Genomic DNA, 20,772 nt, shown 5'->3' with positions numbered 1-20,772 from the left:
GGTTGTTGGCTTCGGTGAGGGCCCCAGCGCGGCCGCTCATCGGCTGTTCGGCGCAGCAGACATCCTGTCTGAGTCGCCATCGCGACACATCCCTGCGACGGCCATGGTCGCCGAGGGGCCTGGTGTGCCATGTCCTGGAGTGTGCCAACACTCCTGTCGATCCTGTTTCTCGCTCAGCTCGGTTGCAAATGATGGAGACGGTGCAGGCGCGTGGTTGAACCGCTTGCGCCTGGTTGCGGGCGAGGGCGCTTGCGGGCCGCGATCGAGCGGTTGCTGCAGCAGGCAGGCTGTAGCGTGCCGCGTGCAAGCGTGGCGAGCCCGGCCGCAATCGTGGCGCTTGCAACGCCGCCGGCCTGCTGCGCGGCAGAATGCGTTGGCGCATGGGCTGTGCTACTTAGATTTGCACGGCATTAGAACGATCTAATCGCATCCGCGCAGAAGAGGAGAAAAGACCGGGAAAACCGGGCGCCGCAACGGTGCCGGATATTTTTGCGTTACTTCGCGCGGCGTTCTTGTCCGGTCGTTGGATCGATACAAAGCCGCCGAGGCCGATCACCATTGGGAGAGCACGACCGAAATGAACTGCACGCCATTCGCACGCAACCGCAGCACGCTGTACGCCGGTATCGCCATCGCCTTGTTTGCGAGCGCCGCCTCCACCACTGTCTCCGCCCAGCAGGCCGACGGCACGCCGGCGTCCACGGGCCAGGCCGCGGTGCAGGCCACGGACCTGGACGCGGTGACGGTGACCGGCTACCGCTACGCGATCGAAAAAAGTCTGGAGCAAAAGCGCAACGCCAACGCCGTGGTCGATGTCATCACCGCCGAGGACGTGGGCAAGTTCCCCGACAAGAACGTGGCCGATGCGCTGCAGCGCGTGCCCGGCGTGGTCATCAGCCGCGACGGTGGCGAGGGCAAGAACGTCAGCGTGCGCGGTTTGTCCTCGGAGCTGGTGCTGACCGAATTGAACGGCAACTACATCGCCACCGCCGAATCCAACGGCGACCCGACGCGCTCGTTCAACTACACGCTGCTGCCGTCGAACCTGCTGGGCAGCGCGGAGCTCTACAAGACGCCGGAAGCGCGCATCGACGAAGGCGGCATCGGCGGCACGGTGATCCTGCAGACGCGGCGCCCGCTGGAACTGGAGCCACATTCCGGCTTCGTCTCCGCCGAGGGCACCTGGTCCGATACCAGCAAAAAGACCGACGGCCAGTTCTCCGGTTCGTACTCCTGGCATGACAAGGACAACCGCTTCGGTGTCTTCGTTGGCTACACGCAGCAAAAGCGCACCGCACGCACGCTCGATGCCAGTACCGAGAGCTGGCAGTGGTACGGCCGCGACGAAGGCGGCCCGGCGGTCGACGTCAACGGCAATCCGTCGGACTTCAACGCCAACTGGTGGGGCGGCACCGGTTTCTGGAACCAGGACGGCAATTACTCCACCGGTTTCATGATGCCGACGGCGGTCAGCCTGGACGCCAAACGCGAGGAGCGCGAGCGCAAGGGCGGGCAACTGACCCTGCAGTTCAAGCCCACCGACGACCTGACCCTGACCGCGAACTACTTCCGCTTTGACCTGTCGCAGAATTCGCAGACCAATACCATCAAGATTCCCGAGTGGAACATTGCCCGCTATTACGGCGACGGCAACTGGCGCGGCGGGCGCCTGCTCGACGGGCTGCAGTTCGATCCCAGCGGCACGATTGTCACTGGCGCCGCCTACAGCCTGCGTCCGGGCAAGACCTACTACTGCAGCGAGGCGCAGGCCGCGGCGGCCGGCCTGCCGCCGGGCGGCTGGGGCTCGGATGACTGCACCGTGCCGACGCCGCAGATCACCGGCAGCTACAACATCGAGAAATCGCAATCGCAGACGGTGGACCTGGGCGGCGAATGGCGTGGCGAGCAGGTGGACGTGGCGTTCAAGGTTGGCCGCACCTGGGCCAAGGGCGGGCCGGAGCTGCAGTTTTCCTTACCGATCAAGCCGCGCCTGCAGAACGCCGACGGCAGCTGGAGCAACGGCAATTTCGCCAGCGCCTGGGACCTGACCGGCACGCCGTCCATGACCTTCTCGCCGGAGCTGATGCAAAACCTGCGCGACGGCATCCTGCAGGTCGACCTGGGCTCGACCGGCTCGTCCTGGACCCGCAACACCAACCAGCAGCAGTACGCGCAGATCGATACCACCTGGCATTTCGATGGCGAGGTCTTCGACTCGCTGCAGTTCGGCATCAAACGGCGCGACGGCGGCATCCACCGCAATACCGGCAACAACTACTGGGTGTGCCCGGGCACCGACCCGAGCGACTACGACAACCGCTACTGGAACGGGCGCTGCAATGCCATCGCCACGCAGTTCTCGCCGGGCCTGCTGTTCGCGCAGGACAACCTGGCCGGTGGTTTCAACGCCAGCGCGTTCCCGTCGATCAACTTCCCCGGCTACATCGGCTATTTGAACCAGACCTACGGCGCGATGCAGACCCGCAACGAAGACAACTTCGTCTACAACGTCGACGAAGAGATCTATTCGACCTACCTGCAACTCAACTTCCACACCGAGCGGCTGCGTGGCAACGTCGGCGTGCGGGTGGCGCGCACCGGCCAGCGTGCCGCTTCCACCGACAAGGTGACTGCCTACAACGACTATTTCTTCGACGGCGCCGACGGCAATCCGCTGGCCTGCCAGCAGGGCGCCGCCACGCCCGGCGGCGCCCCGGCCGACACCTATTGCGGCACCGAAGGCTATTGGCGTTTGGCCGACAGCGTGCAACGCACCGAGTCGTTCGTGGTCAGCGGGCTGGACCGCAACTACACCGACGTGCTGCCGAGTTTCAACCTGGCCTACGACCTGACCGAGAACCTGCTGCTTCGCGCGGCAGCCGCCAAGGTGATCGCACGTCCCAGCTACAACGACATCGCCGCGCCCGGCAGCCTGGAGTTTTACAGTCCCGAGTACGTGGCCGACCGGCGCCTGACCGGCGGTGCCAGCGAGCAGGGCTGGTACGGCTCGGGCAGCAACAAGAACCTGGAGCCGTACAAGGCCAACCAGTTCGACCTGGGGCTGGAATGGTATTTCCAGCCGGGCTCGGTGGCAGGTGTGGGACTGTTCCGCAAGAACGTGGAGAACTTTGCGGTCGACGTCATCAGCGACGTGAACATGATGGTCGACGGGCAGCCGGTCACCGTGCAGAACTACAGCACCCAGGCCGGCGGCCAGGACGCGGTCTCGCAGGGTGTGGAGCTCTACGCGCAGCACACGCTGCCATTCGGTCTTGGTGTGCAGTTCAACTACACCTACAACGATGCCAGCAAGGCGGCGGTGCGGCTGGAGGATGGCACCGAGGTCGGCAAGACCTCCATGCCGGGCAGCGCCAAGAACCAGACCAACCTCACCGTGTTCTACGAGACCGACAGCCTGCTGCTGCGCGCTTCGTACAACCGTCGCGGCGAGCTGGTGCAAGGCCTGGTCAACGGGTTGAACGTCTTTGAGGAGCCGTACTACCAGATCGATCTGAACGCGGCGTACAACATCACCCCGGCGCTCAGCCTCACCGCCTCGGTGCTGAACCTGACCAAGCAGGAGTCACGCTCGCACCTGGGCGAAGACACCCGCGCCCGCTTCTACACCGGCGGCTACGCAGGCCGGCTGGCGTACCTCGGGCTGACCTACAAGTTCTAGCTCCCAATGTGTCGCGCCCATGCCTGCCGCGTGGCGGTGTGGGTGCGACGGTTCGGCGACGGTCTGGCTGGCTGCAGTGGAAGTGAACCTGGAACTGTTATTTCGAAGCAGGGAGTCCTTGAGATATGCTTTCGGCTTCCTACGGAAAGCGAAGCACATGAAGGATTTGCAGGGGTTCTCTTGCTCCCGGCTGCATTTTCAGCACACGGCCAAGGCAAGATCGACTACGACGGCGTAGCCAAATATGGACGCCTACAAGCAGGCCGCTGAGCAGGCGTCAGGCGCGCTCCAGAAGCGTATTGCAGGACTTGTTGTTGCGCCCGGTGCATGGGAAAAGAAGAGCACAAAGATTTGCTCTGAGCTGGGCCATGCTTTGAGGCACGCAGTGGAGATACGGATAAGTGACGGCGTACGAGTCATGGCCGCAATTTCGATGGATGGCGATAAGCCGGCTGATCAGACACGGCACTATCGCTATGCCGCGGCCCAGATTTTTCATGGTGCCATTCGTGACGCAAAGGACACTGAGGCACTAGATAAATGCCTGGCCGATTACAATTAAGGGTCTTGCCGGGGTATGTGTCTGTGGAAGAAGTGCACCTGGAACCGTTCTTGGGCGCGGGATGTCAGCCAGGCCGAGGCAGAACACAAGTAGGCCTTCCAGGCCGGGCGAGATCGAGAGGCTAAGGTAGGGGATGGAGCAATCCATCGATTGGGCAAAAATCGAATTGGCACACCGGAGCATTATAAAAGCTGGCTTGCGAAGACTCGCCGCCAAGGAACAGTGTCCATGTAAATCGTCATGGCATGACGCATAATTTATTCGGTGCTATAGCAAATCGGCAGAGGCGCTTGGGCAATGGATGGGGGCACGAATGGCCTTGAATTTGCTAATTGATACTTCGGTGTGGCTCGACCTTACAAAGGAGCACCGCCAACTTCCATTGTTGGACGCGCTGTCCGCGATGACTGATGGAGGTGAGGTGGTTCTCATCATGCCTCAGATAGTCATCGAGGAATTTTCGCGAAATCGAGATCGAGTAATGGCTGCGAGCCGAGCCAGTCTTTCCAGTCACTTCAAGCGCGTTAGGGAGGCGATTATCCAATTCGGCCCTGAAGATGGGCGGGATTCCACGCTGAAGCAGCTAAACGAAGTCGATCACCGGGTTGCAACTGGTGGAGAGGCTGTGAACGAGGCGGTGGACTTGATTGAAAAGTTGTTCGAGAAAACTACGCCTGTATCGGCCAGCGATAACATCAAGGTGCGCGCGGCGGATCGAGCTATTGCTAAGATTGCCCCGTTTCATCGGCAAATGAACGGGATTGGCGATGCCATCATTATCGAGACCTACATTGATGCGCTAGCCGAGCGTAAAGACGAGGACGTGTTCGCCTTCGTAACCCACAACATTCACGACTTCAGCCAAAAAGGGGCTGATACGCGTATCCCTCATTCCGATTTGGCTCCGCTCTTTGATGGTGTGAGATCGCGATACGAAACCAACCTTAGTGCGCTGCTCGGCGAGTTCGCGAGCGACCTGATCGAAGAGATCAGGTTCGAGCGTGAATACAACCAAGATCCCAGACAGCTTTCTGAGCTTCTTGAGGCGGAGAGTAAGCTGACAACGCAGGTTTGGTACAACAGGAAATGGAACATCATTGATCGCGTCGAAAGCGGTAAAGAAAAGTTGGTGCCTAAAGAGGTTTGGGACCAAGCTTCCCCGAAAGAACGACGAAACCTAGTGGTAGATAGGATTTGGGAAGGGATGCTCGCCGCAATGCAGAGGGCCGAAGAAGAGCTCGGCAGTGAAGAGCTAGGGCCTTGGACCGACTTCGAGTGGGGGATGATCAACGGCAAGCTGTCTGCAATACGCTGGGTCCTCGGCGATGAGTGGGACATGCTCGACACATGAATTCAGAGACAGTCATGCCCTTTAACCTGTAGACGCAGCGGATGGAAGATATAAAAGTAAAGAATATTGCCAGCGCTCTTGGGCGTTTTGCTAATGCCATGAGGCTCTACGGCGAGGCTTTCATCAACTATCGAGACTTGGTCGCAATCGATCAAGAGGAGGCTATCCACAATCTCGACCGAGCATTCGAGCATAACCTTGAGGGCTTTCATGCCTTGTATGACGTGTCGCAGGTTTTATTCGATTTTCATGGCTGCCCTGATAGTAGTTTGCTAATTGCTCTACGTAATGCACTCCATCATCGTGATCATCCTTTGTTCCAAAGCTTGCATCAATCGATTTGGTTAGATGGGAAGCCAGAACGCCTGCATGGAGCTGAGTATCTGATAGCCAGGCATCGAACAACAGGTGGCGACCCTCCTCCTATGATGCACTTGATCAAGTTGGAAGATATTTATGAGCGCCTCGATCCGCGTCGTGAATCTGTCTATCTTAATCAGATGGGTAAAGCCAACGCCTTGCCTAGGTTCGTTACTCTTGAAAATGGTCTTGCCTTCGAGAGAGTGTGGGAAAAAGCAAGAAAGGATCGCTATCCGACTAAGCAGGTGTATTTGGACTTATTGCCGATATTTAATTCTGCTGTTTCGAGAATTTTTATTGCATTGGATATGGCTGGCGTGCCTTTTCAAGGGTTTGATGCAAATGCCTACAAATCTACTTTTATTGAAGAATTAAAGACGGATCTTCAACATTTCGATTTCTTTGGTCTGCGTATGCATGCGCTACAGATTGAGTTAGGACCGAAGTTCACAATCCAAGAGGCCGCTGTCAGGCGGGGCTGTACCTATGAAAGGGTGATGGAAAACGAATAGATGTTTATCATCGGGAATGGTGCAGACACCATGATGTTGCTAGGAGAATGGGAAATAATGGAGTCAGATTCACTTCTAACAAGCTGGTGTCGCTAGCAAATAACGGGGGTAGGTGACCTGGAGCCGCTCTTGTGATTACGAAATAAGTGAACGCGGAACCATTGTTTGCATTCCCTGTTGCGAACGCTGTCGCTGTGGCTGACCATAGCGTTGTCTCGCAACCTTCTTCAATCGAACTGATCGGCGATGTTGCGCTTGACTCACAGTTCGCTGAGAGAAGTGAACCTGGGACCGTTATTTCTCATGAATCGCACACCACCGCGACGTCGAGCCCAATTTTGGCCTAGGGCCAGAGCGTTGATCGTAGCCGTGCGATGCTATTGGTCATTTCAGGAGTGGATGATGGACAAGGAACAATTGGCTTCCAAGATTACTGGCCCTAAGCCGCAAGACTACCTGCGAGCGAGACGTCCAGAGCAATTCTCGGACTCTTTAAAGCTACATGAGTCGACTATCGACCGCTCCATGCTGGAGTACCATTTCGATACCCTGAACAATCGAAGCCAAGAGCTTGAGTTCGAGATATTCGTACGCAAGCTTTGTGAGCGAGAAATCTGTCCCAACCTGGTTCCTCAGACCGGGCCAACAGCAGGTAACGACGGTAAAACTGACACCGAGACGTATCCTGTCTCCAGCCAAATCGCTTTCTTCTGGGGGCTAAACGAGGCTCCGGAGTCCCAGCGATGGGCATTTGGTGTTAGCACGCAGAAAGACTGGAAGACAAAATGCACGAAAGATGTCGAGAGCATCATGTCCACTGGACGTGGGTACGTCCGTATCTTCTGTGTCTCCAGCCGGTTCATCAAGAACAGCCTGAGGGCGCAGCTTCAGGACGACCTTTCGAAAAAGCATGGCATCAAGGTGACCATCTACGATCGAACCTGGCTGCTTGATAAAACGCTGCAGCCCAAGAACCAGCACCTTGCCATCGATCACTTAGGTCTCACCGGCAATATTGAGAGCAAAATCCAGATCGGCCCGTTCGACGCTGACAAGCAAATCCAGCTAACAGAGATCGAAAGTCAGATCGACAAAATCGAAGATCCAGGCCACTTGACGCTTTCCCAGGTCGACCTCTACACCAAGCGCGCCATCATCTGCAAAGAGCTGGAACGGGATGCCGCTGCTGTTGAGCATCAGTTCAATATCGCTGTGAGGATAGCGAAAAAGTTTGGTACCCATAGGCAACATTTCGATGCCCTTTATCAGCTGACATGGGCCGCGTACTGGTGGCTGGAAAATACCGAACTCTTTGAGGAATCCTTTGAGAAAGCACTCGGCGTGGCCCAAGAGACCGAAAACGTTGAGGTATGGGAGAGAGTCGTAACTTTGTTCAATCTAGTAGTCACCACTCATCGAGACGGTAAGTGCACCCTCGATGTGGATTCCCTAGAGACCACCATTCGAGAGAGATTGAACTTGATAGCCAACGACGCGGATATGATCAGCGGCGCACTACAAGCCAAGACATCTTTGGCGCTTCTGGATCTGCTGGTTGCCGAAAATGAGGAGCAAGCCAATAACACCTTCCGGTCGCTGAGCAAAATCGCTGATAGCGCCCATAAGCTGATTGGCTACCCTATGGCTCGTCTCGTCAACTTGCTGGAAGCTCTCGATGTGGCCTTCGGAGATCTCAAAGCTTATGAAGACCTGATGGATAAACTCATTGATGATGCCGGTGCGCGGGAAGATAGCCGGATTAGGGCGGATAAGTATCTGAGGCGAGGAGCGCTGAGCAGCGATAAAAAGGATTACTACAGGGCGATCAAGTGCTTCGGGTTATCTCTGTATGGGCTGTACAGCAGTGAAAGTAAGACGGAAGTCTTCGCTGCCCTTTACATGTTGTCCAATGCATACGACAAGCAGGGCCTGCTGTGGGCTGCGCGAGGAGCAGCGCTGATGGCAGCTTATGTAGTCACCACTGACGCGCTGAAGGAACAGCGAAGCAGTGCCAAGCAAGCTGCTATTTACCAACGACTCATGTGGATTGAAGGTCAACTAGGTCGCGTAGGGCAGTCTTTGACTTGGTATCACTTAGCTCAACTGGCTTCTCAAACGCTGGATGAAAATCCGTGGACAGAAAATCATAAAATGAATTATGAAGTTCTGATTGGTAAGCTGTTTCTCAATGCCAATTTTTCAGACATTGAAAGGATAGCCTGGTTACCGGACAAGCTGAATCAGTTGGATCTAGGGCTCAGTGCAGATGCGCTATTGGTTTGCTTAGGCCATGAAGATAAAGCGGGGCCTGAGGGTGAGCTAATTGATCTTAACTTTATGAATATGTGGCGCAGTATTGACATGGGGGCACCGGTGGCCCATATCGACCTATATCTGGATCGCTGGACAACCATAAGTTCCTACATCTTGGGCTGTAAGGTGTCTGTGTCCTTCCCTGTGAAATCTCCATGTATCGAGTTAGCGCAGCAATTGATGGCTGTATTAGAGAGTTTCTGCGCACCGATGATGGCAGGCCATACAGCCGCTACTGTGCCCGCAGTGAATATTGATATCTTATTGGAAGATGAGGATAACTTCATACTGCAGCATAGTTTTGATACTGCTGCGCAGGTAACCTCTGCAGAGATCCTGTGCTCGCCGTTCAGCATCGCCAATTTGACCGACGAAAAACGAGACGCGATCAGTAAATTCTATAGTGAATTCTGCCTTCAATTTGTGTCCATCATTTGCCCTCAAATTGGCTGGTCGAAATTCGAAGAGATGCTTCGAGACGACAAAGCCCTGGAGCGAGCAGTTGTCTTTAACTGCAATATAGGTCTAGACGGCTATTTCTTGGGGCGTGATGCTGTCCCAGGCGTCGGATCTCATCAGGATGCTACCTTCGAATTGTACAAGCCAACTCGGCACGTAGCTTGGTTTGAGCACCATAATATAGAGGCTATGGATTGGCCGCCTAAATCTGATGTGCCTGAGGAACGTCCAAAACATCCGTTCCAGTTTTCTACAATGAAGCATAGAGAGATTAAAGTAGTTTCTCTCATTCAGGAGGGCCTGTGGAGTCAAGCCGGCTGGAAGGGCTTAGGCTTTCAAACATGCGAAGGCGAAACTCCAGTGCTGATGTTCGCCTTCGAGAATGTCGCCGTTGGGCATAAGATATTCGAGAACATCGCAAAAACCATCGGAGAAAAAGATCCCAGTAATGCGTTGCGCATCGCATTGATACGAGGCATTAATAGGAAAAATGCTGCGCATTATCGTGTGGCTGTTACAAGTAATTTTGATCGATCTGATGACAGATCTTCGAAAGTCCAAACGGCGCTTTCTAGGCTACATACCATGACGCCGAGTTCTTCTGAAAATATTGACAGATTTTTGAAAGATTACGAAATACATAAGAGGTGTCATGTTGCTACGATGAATTCCAAAGGGATGCTCGTTAGCCATCTAATAACTTCTGGCATCGTCGTCATGAATGCCTGGGAGATCGATGAAAACGACCAGGAGATTTCGGCGATCCAGCCTGATGACGATATCCTTATTCCGGCAGGTACGGAAAATCTTCCAATCAGCCGTGCGTTGGCGAAGCTTCGTTCATTTCGGCCGGATAATGACTAGCAACCTGCCTTAGGCGTCCGATCAATGGCGCCTGGGGCGCTTTATGCCTTTGCAACGAACGACGCACTTGGTTGATATTGGTCCTAGTCTCCGCTTCTGGCCGATTCCTGCCGGTCAGGGTCGGCCAGCGGACCGGTCAAATCGTATGCGTCCGGCCAAGTCATCTACCCAACCCTGCAAAGCCCAGACATGGTGTGCACTTAAATTCAAGTGGGCACCAGTTCTAGGAAATAACGGTTCCAGATTCAGTTCCACGGCAGCCTAACCGCCGCGAAATCATCGCGCCCATGCCTGCGCGCGTAGCGACATAGATCGGTAGCGATGCTGGTAGTTAAACGACAACGGCTCTAGTACGCGGCCGTTGTCGTTAGATAAGGCAGCCGGGAGACCGTCTGACGATTCCCGATTCCAAAGATCAATGATCGCTGGAGCGCAATTCATCCACGTCCAGGATCAGTGCCATGCGGTCCTCGCCGATCAGGGTGGCGCCAGCGTAGCCGGGGTAGGCCGCGCAGCGCGTGGGGTAGGGGTTTGATCACAAAAGCAAATAACGGTTCCAAATAATGGTTCCAGGTTCAATTCCACGCAGCATGGCCTTGACCGTGATAGGTCACGTGCACTTATCAGGTGACGGCGCTCGGCTTGCGTAGCCCGTATGGAACTGCGCCAGCGGCGCCACAGCCACGCGAGACCCGCCAGCGTGTATTGACACGCCAGACCGTGTACTTGCAATCTAGTCCCAAGGAGCGTCGAAACTCCTCACGTAGCGGTACCCACCTCCGTCAAACCGGTGGGTTTTTTGTGCCTGCATCCTGCAGGTACAAGCCGACGCAATGCCTGCGTCGGGAGGGCGGCTAATACAACACCCGCAAGGGGAATATGCCCGCCGGCTACGTGCGGTTTCGAACCTCCCGACATCCCGTCGCCGTTGGTGGCGGTTCTTGGGTTGTTCCAGGAGGGCGTTGCCATGTCTACCGCATTATCCATGCCGGCATCTGTGCCGGTTGATCTGTTGCCAGCTTCCGCTCACCGCTTGCGGTGGGATATGGGCGAGGTGCTGCGCAGGCTCGACGCAAGCACAGCTATTGAGCAGGCGAGAGACCATACCGCGCATCCGCTGAGTCGCCAGCTCGGTGTATTGCCGCACACCTCGCGCCGCCTGTCGGCACGCAGGGCTGTGCTATTGCAGCAGTACGTCGCTGCAACCATCACCCGCCACCAGCCGGAGGCGCCATGACACGCCGCCGCCCACCCACGGCAACTGCCAGCGCACGGCCCACCCGCACGCGTACGCGCCCCACGCCGCCCAAGCGGGTGCAGTGGGTTGTTGTGGAACCCGACCGCAGCAAGCTGCCACCGATGCTGCCGCCCGACCCGGACGCCTCCCAGCAAGGCCCCGGCACGCTACGCGCACCCCGCCGCGCCCGCCGCCCGCGTCAATGCACCGTTAGCTACACCCATTACCCCGGCGCCCACGACCACGCCGGCGACCAGCACGTGCCCCATGTCCGCCTCAGCGGCCTATGGCTGGAACAATTGGGCTTTGCCATCGGCACCAAGCTGCGCATCACCGCGAGCGAAGGGCAGCTGCTGATGGAGGTGTTGCCGCCGGTGGAAGTGCCGGCCAAGGCGCGTAGCGTGCGGCGATGATGCGGCGGCTGCGAGAAGCCTTGCGATTGACCTCGGTGCCCGATACCACTAGCGTCGCAGCCACACCAGCGCACAACGGACGCTTCATGATCGCGCGCCCCCTCTACGCCTTGCTCGCCACCCTCGCTCTGGGCGCATGCGCCCACACGTCGGCCACCCCAGCCGCGGCAACCGTCACGGAGACATCTGCCATGAATTCATCCAGTCCTACCACTGTGCCGCCTAACAAGCCCACTGCGGAAGGCTTGCTTGGTCAGCTGCTTGTGTTGATCAAGGGCAGCCAGAACATCTCCGACTTCACTCCCGAGCGTCTGAATTCCACGATGGGGCAGGCGGTTCAGTTCGTGAAAGGCGACGAACGCCGATATCGGGTCTTCGGCCCGCTCACTAAGGATTGGAGTTATGGATTTGGAGTCGATGAAACCAAGCTTGATGGCAGATGGTTCGAATTCCGCTTCGATCGCAATGTGGCCGGTGCATCGCCTGCGATGACCGAAATTTGTCGCCTGGACTTTGATCGTTTTACCCAGCAGCTTGAGCAGATGGGATTTGCGCGTGAGCGCAACATCGTCGAAGACGGGCGCTGGATGAGTGATTTCTTTACGCGCCCAGGAATGCGAGTAGAGGTCTTTCCGCGAGGTGAGGCTGCGGAACCGCAAGAGTTAGTGGCGCACAAATGCGTCGAATGGGTCTACATCCGTTAAGTCCAAGGAGCGGACATGTCACTCAGTCCTGATGCTTTGAAAGTTTTGAATGATTTCGGCAATGAGCCTGGAGTTACCAAACCTCACGTCGATCAACTGAGGCAGCTTCTAACCGAGTCGCCGGAACTTACGCGTCAGCTGAACGAAGCAGTTGATCAAAAGCTGGTGACCAGCTTCAAGCCTCTCACTGATCCGCATGCTGGAGGCTCGTTTGATCCCATTGGCCATTCAATCCAGTTGCCACTGACAAAGCTGGTAGGCCCCAATGGACTTGCTCCCGCATCTGCTGGGGATCTCACCTTCGTCCTTGGCCACGAGTTGCAGCACAGCACCTTCAGTCCGGATGCGGAGGCTGCAAGGCAGCAATTCATGACTGAGGCTCGTACGATTGCGCGCACCACACACGACTATACGTCAGCCGCTGAAAAGGTCATTGCTAGCAACCGTGAGGATGAATCACGTGCAGAGATCGCGGGTTGGAACGCCACCCTCAGCAGGGTGAAGGGCAGTACACCTCAGCCGACCTTGGAGGATATCTATCGTGCGGCCCCAGGACGGATGCGTGACTTCATCGATACCGCTGCGGGAAGCCAAGGTCTCGTCTACACCTTAAAGCCAAATCTTTCCTTGAATCAAGATTTGACCATGTCAGCCACGCCGGCAAATATCGAGGCAATGGGTGTCAACTATTTCGATAAACCAGCACAGGATACGCAGATCGGTTATGGCGGCCTATCTGACTATCACAACCACTACGGACCTTGGGTCATCGGCACCGCAGCGATCTTTGAGCGTCACTACAATAAGGCGCAGCAGGGCACGCCTGAGCAACCGATGATCTTTAACCTGCAGCGGCTTGGTCTCAAAGAGGATGCACTAGAACGCAATGGTATTGACCTGGGCAGCAATACGCGCCCGATGCCTTACCTGGATAGCAGCACCCAGCCCCCGACGCCGGGCTTGTTCCAGCACAGCAAGAACACTCATCTGCATGTCTCGCCGATCTCTGCACAAGAGCTGGAGCAGGAGCTCCGTGCACGTGAATCCCCATCGCAAGGGACGTCACTTCACCTTCTTCCGTCAGATCCAGGCCATGCGGATCACCCGCTGTACCAGCAGATCAAAGACGGGGTGCAAAAGCTCGATAGCGCACATGGCAGGCAGTGGGATGCATCGAGCGAGCGCATGACAGCTAGCCTGCTTGCGCTGGCAAAAGAGGAAGGGTTGTCGCGGGTGGATCATGTGGTGCTCAACAACCCAACGGCTCAGCTGGCGGGCGGCGAGAAGGTCTTCGTCGTTCAGGGCGCCCTCAACGACCCGGCTCACCAGCGTGCCCATATGTCGACCATGGACGCCGTGCAGACACCAGAGACCCAGTCGTTCGATCGCCTGCAGGCAATCAACCAGACTCAGGCTCAGGCGCGCGAACAGCAGCAGGCGCTGGAGCAGTCCCAGCAAGCCGTCAGCCAGGCTGGTCCGTCGATGACGCGCTGAGTGTTTCGCAACAAGATAACGAGGTCCAAATAACGGTTCCAGGTTCACTTCCACGGCAGCCTGGCCGTCGCTAAACCATCGCGCCCATGCTTGCGCGTAGCGACATAGATCAGCAGCGATGCTGGTAGTGAAACGACAACGGCCGCAGTACGCGGCCGTTGTCGTTAGATCAGGCAAACAGGATCGTCTTCCCGATTCCCGATTCCCGATTCCCGATTCTCCCAATCCCGAATCCCGAATCCCCAACCTCAATGATCGCTGGAACGCAGCCCATCCACATCCAGGATCAGCGCCATGCGGCCATCGCCGATCAGGGTGGCGCCGGCGTAGCCGGGCAGGCCGCGCAGGGCACGGGGCAGGGGCTTGATCACCACTTCCTCGCGGCCGCGGACCTGGTCTACCACCAGGCCGAAGCGGGTTTCGCCGGCCTGCAGCAGCACCACGGTCAGTAGCGGCGGCTGTTCGGCCGGTACGCCCAGCCAGCGGCGCAGGTCGATCAGCGGCAGGGTGTGCGAGCGGCGGTCCAGCACGGCGCGGCCGTCGAACCAGCCCAGCGAGGTTTGCGGTGCATGCAGCACTTCCACCACGCGCGCCAGCGGCAATGCGTAGACCGCTTCGCCGGCCTGCACCAGCAGGGTCGGCAGAATCGCCAGGGTCAACGGCACGCGGATCATGAAGCGGCTGCCGCGGCCCAGTTCGGACTGGATCTGGATCTGCCCGCTGAGTTCGCGGATACGCGACTGCACCACGTCCATGCCCACGCCACGGCCGGAGATGTCGGTGACTTCCACCTTGGTCGAGAAGCCCGGCATGAAGATCAGATGCAAGCACTCGTCGGTGCTCAGGCGCGCGGCGGCTTCGGCGTCGATCAGGCCCTTGTTGCGGGCGATTTCGCGCAGGCGCTCCGGGTCGATGCCGGCGCCGTCGTCCTGGATTTCGATGCTGACGTAGTCGCCTTCCTGCTGCGCCGACAGGCGCACATGGCCGCTGCGCGGTTTGCCGGTGGCTTCGCGCAGGGCCGGCGATTCGATGCCGTGGTCGATTGCGTTGCGCACCAGGTGCACCAGCGGGTCGGCCAGGGCCTCGACCAGGTTGCGGTCCAGTTCCGTCTCGGCGCCGATCAGTTCCAGTTCCACTTCCTTGGACAGCGTGCGCGCGACATCGCGGGCCACCTTGGGGAAGCGTGCGAACACCTTGCTGACCGGCTGCATGCGGGTACGCATCACCGCGGTCTGCAGGCGTGCGGTGGCGATGTCGAGCGTGCTGACCGCGCGGTCCAGTTCTTCGTCGCGCAGGCGGGTGCGCAAGGTCTTCAGCCGGTTGCGCGAGAGCACAAGTTCGCCGATCAGGTTGACGATGGCGTCCAGGCGCTTGGTGTCCACGCGCACGGTCTGTTCGGCTTCGGCGCCGGTCTTGGCCGCGCCCTTGCCGGCCGCCTTGGGGGCGGGCGCATGCGCATCGTCGCCGTGTGCGGCGGCAACCGGCTTGGCCGCGGCCGCCTGCGGCGCGGCCTTGACCGCCGGCGGGGCGCTCTTGGCGTCGAACTGCGCGATCAACGTGGCCGGTGCGTGCGGCACGGCTTCGCCCGAGCCCATGGCATCCAGCATGGCCTGCAGATAATCCAGCGATTGTTGCGCGGCATCGAAGTGATGCGCCTGCAGCACCGCCTGGCCCGAGCGCGCCATGCCCAAGGTTTCTTCAGCGGCGTGGCACAGCTCCACCATGGGCTTGATCGCCAGAAAGCCGGCGCCGCCCTTGAGCGTGTGGAAGCCGCGGAACACCGCGTTGAGCTGGTCGGCTTCTTCTGGCGCCTGTTCCAGCGAGACCAGCTGTTCGCCGAGGCGATCCAGGATTTCCTGGGCCTCGACGATGAAATCGGCAGCAATATCGTCTGGAACAGCACTCATGGTTACAGCCCCAATCCGGACAGCAGGTCGTCGGCATCGTCCTGCGACACCGCGTGACGGTCCAGGCCCTTGACTGCAGGACCGGCAAGACCGCCGTCGTCTTTCTTCGGTTCGATGTTCTTCGGCGGCAGGCCGAGCGCACCGAAGCCTTCGTGCACGCGCCGCACGATACCGGCCACGCGCCGGATGATCTGGCCGCTCAGGTCCTGGTAGCTCTGCGCCAGCGACAGCTCGGTCAGGTTGTGGCGCATCTTTTCCAGCAGCGCGCCCTGGTCCTGATTGAGCCCGCCGTTGCGCAGCTGGTTGGCTAGCTCGCGGCATTCTTCGACCAGATCCAGCGTGCGATGGCTGGCCTTTTCGGTCATTTCCACCACGTGGTCCAGGCGCGAGCAGGCATCGTCCAGTTCGCCGGCTTCTTCAGGGATGGTGGGCAGCTCGCCCAGCGCCTGGCCGAGTTCGCGGGCGAGCCGGCTCAGGCTCTGCATCATCGGGCGCGTGCGCAGGGCGGCGAGATGATCCACCTCGCGACGCCAGGCGACCTGGTCACCGCTTTCCAGTGCATCGAGTGCGTTCTGCAGACGCTCGATCAACGCGGCACGTTCGGCATCGGTTTCCATGGTCGCGTTCATCAGGCGGTTGCCGCCAGACGTTCGAACACCTTGCCCAGCTTTTCTTCCAGCGTCTGGGCGGTGAACGGCTTGATGATGTAGCCGTTCACGCCGCACTGGGCCGCTTCGATGATCTGCTCGCGCTTGGCTTCGGCGGTCACCATCATCACCGGCAGGTGCTTGAGCTTGGCGTCGGCGCGGATGTTGCGCAGCAGGTCGATGCCGGTCATGCCGGGCATGTTCCAGTCGGTGACCACGAAATCGAACGGGCCGGCACGCAATGCCGCCAGGGCGCTGTTGCCGTCTTCGGCCTCTGCGGTATTGGTGAAGCCGAGATCGCCCAACAGATTCTTGACGATACGTCGCATCGTCGAGAAGTCGTCCACGATCAGGATCCGCATGTTCTTGTTCACATCAAGCTCCTAACACGAAAAATTACGCGAAAAATTCAGTCGTCGACTTCGACGCCGGCATCGGCCAGTTCGAAGACTTTGAGGCGGCCACGCAAACGCACCACCGCCTGGCCATGGATCTGGCACACGCGCGATTCGCTGACGCCCAGCACGGCGCCGATTTCCTTCAGGTTCAATTCCTGTTCGTAGTACAGCGACAGCACCAGCTGCTCGCGCTCGGGCAGTTGGCCGATGGCCTTGCCCAGCTCCCGGCCGAATTCGCCACGCTCCATCATCTGCTGCGGGTTGGGGCCACCCTTGGCGGTGGTGTCCAGCTCGCCGTGATCTTCGATGCGCGATTCCAGGCTCAGCACCTGGCCACGTGCGGCATCTTCCATCAGACGCAGGTAATCGGGCAGCGGCATTTCCATCGCGGCGGCCACTTCGGTGGCGGCGGCGGCGCGGCCGGTGTTCTGTTCGATCTTGCGCACGGCGGCGGCAGCGTCGCGGGCGCGGCGGTGCACCGAACGCGGCACCCAGTCGCCCCTGCGAATCTCGTCGATCATCGAGCCGCGGATGCGGATCGAGGCATAGGTTTCGAACGAAGCGCCCTGTTCGGAGTCGTAGCTGCGCGAGGCTTCGATCAGGCCGATCATGCCGGCCTGGATCAGGTCGTCCACTTCCACGCTGGCCGGCAGGCGCGCCGCCAGATGGTGGGCGATGCGGCGGACCAGGTCGGCGTGCTGGGTCACCACGTCGTTGGCGTTGTTGCGCTGCACGGCGCGGTACTGCGCGCTGGCCGTGGTTGCGGTAGCGGTGCTCATGCGGCCACTCCCCGTTGGATGATGCGTTCGACAAAGAACTCGACGTTGCCGCGCGGCACGGTCGGGGCCTGCCAGCGCGAGGTACGGCGTGCGATTTCGGCGATGGCCTGCGCCGACGGACTGGCGGGGTAGGCCTTGATGACCGGTTGCTGGCGCTGCACCGACAGGCGCAGCCAGTCGTCCTGCGGCACATGGCCGAGATAGTTCAGCGACACATCGCCGAGGAACTTTTCGCACACGCGCGAGAGCTTGTCGTACAGCAAGCGACCTTCGTTGGGGTCGCGCACCATGTTGGCGATGATCTGCAGGCGGTCCACGCCGCGTTCGCGCGAGAGCACCTTGATCAGCGCGTAGGCGTCGGTGATCGAGGCCGGCTCGTCGCAGACCACCACCACGGTGTCCTGGGCGGCCTGGCAGAAGGTCAGCACGCTGTCGGTGATGCCGGCGGCGGTATCGATGACCATCACGTCCAGGTCGCGTTCCAGTTCGGAGAACACGTTGACCAGGCCGATGTGCTGGGCCGGGGCCAGTTCGGCCATGTGGCGGCGACCGGAGGCGGCCGGCACCACCAGCACGCCGCCGGGGCCTTCGATGATGACTTCATCGAGCGTGCAACGGCCGGCAATCAGGTCGGCCAGGGTGTACTTGGGCGCCAGGCCCAGCACCACGTCCAGGTTGGCCAGGCCGAGGTCGGCGTCCAGCAGCAGCGTGCGTTTGCCCATGTCGGCAAGCGCCACGGCCAGGTTGGCGGAGATGTTGGTTTTCCCCACGCCGCCCTTGCCACCGGTCACGGCAATGGTGCGCACCGGGCCCAAAGGCTCGGGACGGGTCGCCGACAGGGGGAAGGCGTTGGTCAGCTTGGCGTATTCACGCGACTGCATGGTTGTGCTCCGGAGTACAGGGCTTATCGGCAGCGCGCCGCAAATCTTCAAGGCGAAGAACGAGACTGGCGGCATTGGCGCGGTGCAGGTCGTCAGGGACCCGCTGTCCGTCAGTCACCCAGGTGATGGGCATTTGGTGGTCGACCACCACCGACAAGGCGCTGCCGAAGCGGCCGGTCTCGTCGAGTTTGGTCAGCACCACGCCTTGGGGCTTGGCGTGGGCGAAGCGGCGTACGACCTCGTCGAGGTCGGAAAAATGGGCGTTGGCAGGCAGTACCAGCAGCGAGGTGACCTGCTGGGCGGCACGCAGCCAGTTCAGCTGGGCGGCCAGGGCGCGGTCGCGCTGGCCCATGCCGGCGGTGTCGATCAGCACCAGCTTGTAGTCGCGCAGGCGCTCGAGCAGGTCCAGCAGGCTTTCGGCGCTGTCGGCCTCGTGCACCGCGATGCCGAGCTGGCGGCCGTAGCTGTGCAGCTGTTCGCGGCCGCCCACGCGCTGGGTGTCGGTGGTGACCAGGGCCACGTCGCGCGGGGCGTGCTGGGCGGCAAAGCGCTGGGCGAGCTTGGCGATGGTGGTGGTCTTGCCGGCGCCGGTCGGGCCGACCAGGGCGATGACGCCGCCACGTTCCAGCGGGTCGACCGGGGACACCGGCAACCGCTTGGACAGCAAGCCCAGCATCAGGCCGCGGCCACGGTGCAATTCGGTATCGGCCGGGATCTGCAGGGCGATATCGCGGGTCAGGCCGGCGTCGAAGCCGTAGTCGTCCATCAGTTCCAGCGCCTGGGCGCGCACCGGCGAGCCACGCAGGCGCTCGTCGGTGAGGCGGTTCATTTCGCGCTCGATCATCTGCCGCATCAGCGCCAGCTCGCCACGCAGTTGCTTGAGTTCTTCGTCGTTCTGCGGGATCGGCGCGGCCGCCACCGGCACTGCGGCCAGCGCAGCGGGGGCGGGCGGGGCGACCACGATCGGCGGCAGCGCGGCCGGCGGCAGGATCTGCGGAAGTGCGTCGTCCAGATCGAAGTCGGCTTCATCGGCGAAGGCGTCGTCGTCCTGGCCTGCGGCAGCAAACGCCGGGGCGGTGACCGTTGCCGCCGCGACCGGCGCGGGCGCCTGCACCGCCGTGGCCGGGACGGCCGGGCGCTGCACCGGTGCAGTGGTCAAAAAGTCGGCGAACAACTGTTCCGGTACGGCCGACAGCGCGTGTTCCTGGCGCGGCGCGGCGGTGACGGCAACCGCGTGGGCGAGTGCCTGGGCAGCGGGCGAAGGGATGCTGGCGGTACGCACCGGCGCGGCGACCGGCGCCTGGCGCGGCACGCTGACCGGCTGGCGCAGCGCCATGGCGGCAATCATGTCGTCGGCGGCGCTGGCGACGCGCTGGCGCTGGCTTGCCTCGGCGTCGGCAGACGGCTTGAGCAGGGCGTGCACCGGTGCAGCGGGCCTGGCCGGGGCTTGCGGGGCAGGCGCCGGCTGAGCGGGAGCCTGCTGGTGCTGTGCGGGGGCCGGGGTGTCGGAGCGCGCGGTTTCCAGGGCGCGCTGCACGAGCTCTTCGTCGTAATTGCTGGCAGCGACGATCTCGATGCCTTCGGCGGTGCGACGGTTGGACAGGATCACCGCGTCCGGGCCGTGTTCTTCACGCACCATGCGGAATGCGGTGCGCATGTCCGGGGCGACAAAGCGTTTGATCTTCATACGAAGTGCCTCCAGGAACGGGACCCGCCGGACGCCGGACGGGTGTGCGATGAATGTGGGTGTGTTGCCAGCGTCATGAGTTGCCTGTCCCGTTCGTTCGTCCAGTTCCGCAGCGGTGGTGCTGGCTGTGGTCTCGGCAGAGCTAATGCATGCGGTGTGCCAAAACGCGGTGCCAGGGTTCCGGCGCGGGGCGCCGGAGCATCAGGGCGGGGTGGGCGCTGTGCGTCTGGCCCGGTTGGAAGGTGTCAAGTCACTGAATCGATTGACGTTTTTCCGGGGCGGTGCGGCGCTGGCGTCTTTCTGCGGACCGCTGCACTCGCAGGCCGGACGTCTAGCCGGGCGCATCGGGAACGCCTCGCAGCGGCCAGCGCCATGCAATCGATTGGAGATCCGGGCCGGTGGCGGCTTTCCGACGCCGGGTGCGGTGGTCGGTTGCGGCAGGTATCCATCGCTGGCTGGCATGTCGGCCGGGCGTCGGAAGGGCTGGCTAGGAGCGCACTTGGGCGCGACGGGCTGTCCGGTAAA

The 20,772-nt window shown here is 60.2% G+C and carries 15 protein-coding genes; 9 read left to right on the top strand and 6 right to left on the bottom strand.

The annotated features are described in order from the left end of the window. Positions 1-523: 523 nt before the first annotated feature. From LN450_RS22400 to LN450_RS22360, 9 genes are all read left to right on the top strand, one after another. Positions 524-3,679: a TonB-dependent receptor gene (locus LN450_RS22400; RefSeq protein ID WP_170808544.1), complete on the top strand. Its 3,156-nt coding sequence runs from the start codon at positions 524-526 to the stop codon at positions 3,677-3,679. A gap of 244 nt (positions 3,680-3,923) precedes the next feature. Continuing rightward, the gene (locus tag LN450_RS22395; RefSeq protein WP_011347251.1) at positions 3,924-4,241 is read left to right on the top strand and encodes a hypothetical protein; all 318 of its coding nucleotides are present in this window, start codon (positions 3,924-3,926) and stop codon (positions 4,239-4,241) included. Positions 4,242-4,554: 313 nt separating this feature from the next. Then, positions 4,555-5,592: a PIN domain-containing protein gene (locus LN450_RS22390; RefSeq protein ID WP_011347252.1), complete on the top strand. Its 1,038-nt coding sequence runs from the start codon at positions 4,555-4,557 to the stop codon at positions 5,590-5,592. Positions 5,593-5,633: 41 nt separating this feature from the next. Next, positions 5,634-6,464, top strand: coding sequence for a hypothetical protein (locus LN450_RS22385; RefSeq protein WP_011347253.1), 831 nt, complete (start codon positions 5,634-5,636; stop codon positions 6,462-6,464). Between the two features lie 402 nt (positions 6,465-6,866). After that, positions 6,867-10,100: a hypothetical protein gene (locus tag LN450_RS22380; RefSeq protein ID WP_039416936.1), complete on the top strand. Its 3,234-nt coding sequence runs from the start codon at positions 6,867-6,869 to the stop codon at positions 10,098-10,100. A 967-nt stretch (positions 10,101-11,067) separates the two neighbouring features. Then, the gene (locus LN450_RS22375; RefSeq protein ID WP_228885107.1) at positions 11,068-11,337 is read left to right on the top strand and encodes a hypothetical protein; all 270 of its coding nucleotides are present in this window, start codon (positions 11,068-11,070) and stop codon (positions 11,335-11,337) included. Beyond that, positions 11,334-11,750, top strand: a complete 417-nt coding sequence (locus LN450_RS22370) for a SymE family type I addiction module toxin (protein ID WP_011347255.1) — start codon at positions 11,334-11,336, stop codon at positions 11,748-11,750. Before LN450_RS22375 ends, LN450_RS22370 begins: the two co-directional genes overlap by 4 nt. Before the next feature lie 86 nt (positions 11,751-11,836). Then, positions 11,837-12,454, top strand: coding sequence for a hypothetical protein (locus LN450_RS22365; RefSeq protein ID WP_011347256.1), 618 nt, complete (start codon positions 11,837-11,839; stop codon positions 12,452-12,454). Positions 12,455-12,469: 15 nt separating this feature from the next. Next, the gene (locus LN450_RS22360; RefSeq protein WP_011347257.1) at positions 12,470-13,948 is read left to right on the top strand and encodes an XVIPCD domain-containing protein; all 1,479 of its coding nucleotides are present in this window, start codon (positions 12,470-12,472) and stop codon (positions 13,946-13,948) included. 248 nt (positions 13,949-14,196) lie between these two features. Here LN450_RS22360 and LN450_RS22355 read toward each other — a convergent pair whose 3' ends face one another. The 6 genes from LN450_RS22355 to flhF are packed head-to-tail and all read right to left on the bottom strand — an operon-like array spanning position 14,197 to position 20,247. Then, positions 14,197-15,855 carry a chemotaxis protein CheA gene (locus tag LN450_RS22355; RefSeq protein ID WP_011347258.1) on the bottom strand — a complete coding sequence of 553 codons (1,659 nt, stop codon included), beginning with the start codon at positions 15,853-15,855 and terminating at the stop codon, positions 14,197-14,199. A 2-nt stretch (positions 15,856-15,857) separates the two neighbouring features. Beyond that, entirely contained in the window at positions 15,858-16,484 is a 627-nt protein-coding gene (locus LN450_RS22350) for a protein phosphatase CheZ (RefSeq protein WP_005918195.1), read from the bottom strand. Next, a complete protein-coding gene (gene cheY, locus LN450_RS22345; RefSeq protein ID WP_002813536.1) occupies positions 16,484-16,876 on the bottom strand; it encodes a chemotaxis response regulator CheY in 393 nt (130 codons plus the stop codon). The genes LN450_RS22350 and cheY overlap by 1 nt, the downstream gene beginning before the upstream one ends. A gap of 35 nt (positions 16,877-16,911) precedes the next feature. Continuing rightward, positions 16,912-17,679, bottom strand: a complete 768-nt coding sequence (locus LN450_RS22340) for an RNA polymerase sigma factor FliA (protein WP_008576048.1) — start codon at positions 17,677-17,679, stop codon at positions 16,912-16,914. Next, positions 17,676-18,560: a MinD/ParA family protein gene (locus LN450_RS22335; protein ID WP_005918202.1), complete on the bottom strand. Its 885-nt coding sequence runs from the start codon at positions 18,558-18,560 to the stop codon at positions 17,676-17,678. The genes LN450_RS22340 and LN450_RS22335 overlap by 4 nt, the downstream gene beginning before the upstream one ends. Then, positions 18,547-20,247: a flagellar biosynthesis GTPase FlhF gene (gene flhF / locus LN450_RS22330; RefSeq protein WP_011347259.1), complete on the bottom strand. Its 1,701-nt coding sequence runs from the start codon at positions 20,245-20,247 to the stop codon at positions 18,547-18,549. The genes LN450_RS22335 and flhF overlap by 14 nt, the downstream gene beginning before the upstream one ends. Positions 20,248-20,772 lie beyond the last annotated feature (525 nt).

The sequence above is a fragment of the Xanthomonas euvesicatoria pv. euvesicatoria genome (genome assembly GCF_020880415.1).
Lineage (GTDB): Bacteria > Pseudomonadota > Gammaproteobacteria > Xanthomonadales > Xanthomonadaceae > Xanthomonas > Xanthomonas euvesicatoria.
This window is presented reverse-complemented; position numbering and strand designations above follow the sequence as displayed.

What these genes read in the sequence shown, in the direction of transcription:
- LN450_RS22395 (WP_011347251.1), top strand. Translation starts at nt 3,924, where the DNA reads ATGGACGCCTACAAGCAGGCCGCTGAGCAGGCGTCAGGCGCGCTCCAG.
- LN450_RS22390 (WP_011347252.1), top strand. Translation starts at nt 4,555, where the DNA reads ATGGCCTTGAATTTGCTAATTGATACTTCGGTGTGGCTCGACCTTACA.
- LN450_RS22385 (WP_011347253.1), top strand. Translation starts at nt 5,634, where the DNA reads ATGGAAGATATAAAAGTAAAGAATATTGCCAGCGCTCTTGGGCGTTTT.
- LN450_RS22380 (WP_039416936.1), top strand. Translation starts at nt 6,867, where the DNA reads ATGGACAAGGAACAATTGGCTTCCAAGATTACTGGCCCTAAGCCGCAA.
- LN450_RS22375 (WP_228885107.1), top strand. Translation starts at nt 11,068, where the DNA reads ATGTCTACCGCATTATCCATGCCGGCATCTGTGCCGGTTGATCTGTTG.
- LN450_RS22370 (WP_011347255.1), top strand. Translation starts at nt 11,334, where the DNA reads ATGACACGCCGCCGCCCACCCACGGCAACTGCCAGCGCACGGCCCACC.
- LN450_RS22365 (WP_011347256.1), top strand. Translation starts at nt 11,837, where the DNA reads ATGATCGCGCGCCCCCTCTACGCCTTGCTCGCCACCCTCGCTCTGGGC.
- LN450_RS22360 (WP_011347257.1), top strand. Translation starts at nt 12,470, where the DNA reads ATGTCACTCAGTCCTGATGCTTTGAAAGTTTTGAATGATTTCGGCAAT.
- LN450_RS22355 (WP_011347258.1), bottom strand. Translation starts at nt 15,855, where the DNA reads ATGAGTGCTGTTCCAGACGATATTGCTGCCGATTTCATCGTCGAGGCC.
- LN450_RS22350 (WP_005918195.1), bottom strand. Translation starts at nt 16,484, where the DNA reads ATGAACGCGACCATGGAAACCGATGCCGAACGTGCCGCGTTGATCGAG.
- LN450_RS22340 (WP_008576048.1), bottom strand. Translation starts at nt 17,679, where the DNA reads ATGAGCACCGCTACCGCAACCACGGCCAGCGCGCAGTACCGCGCCGTG.
- LN450_RS22335 (WP_005918202.1), bottom strand. Translation starts at nt 18,560, where the DNA reads ATGCAGTCGCGTGAATACGCCAAGCTGACCAACGCCTTCCCCCTGTCG.
- flhF (WP_011347259.1), bottom strand. Translation starts at nt 20,247, where the DNA reads ATGAAGATCAAACGCTTTGTCGCCCCGGACATGCGCACCGCATTCCGC.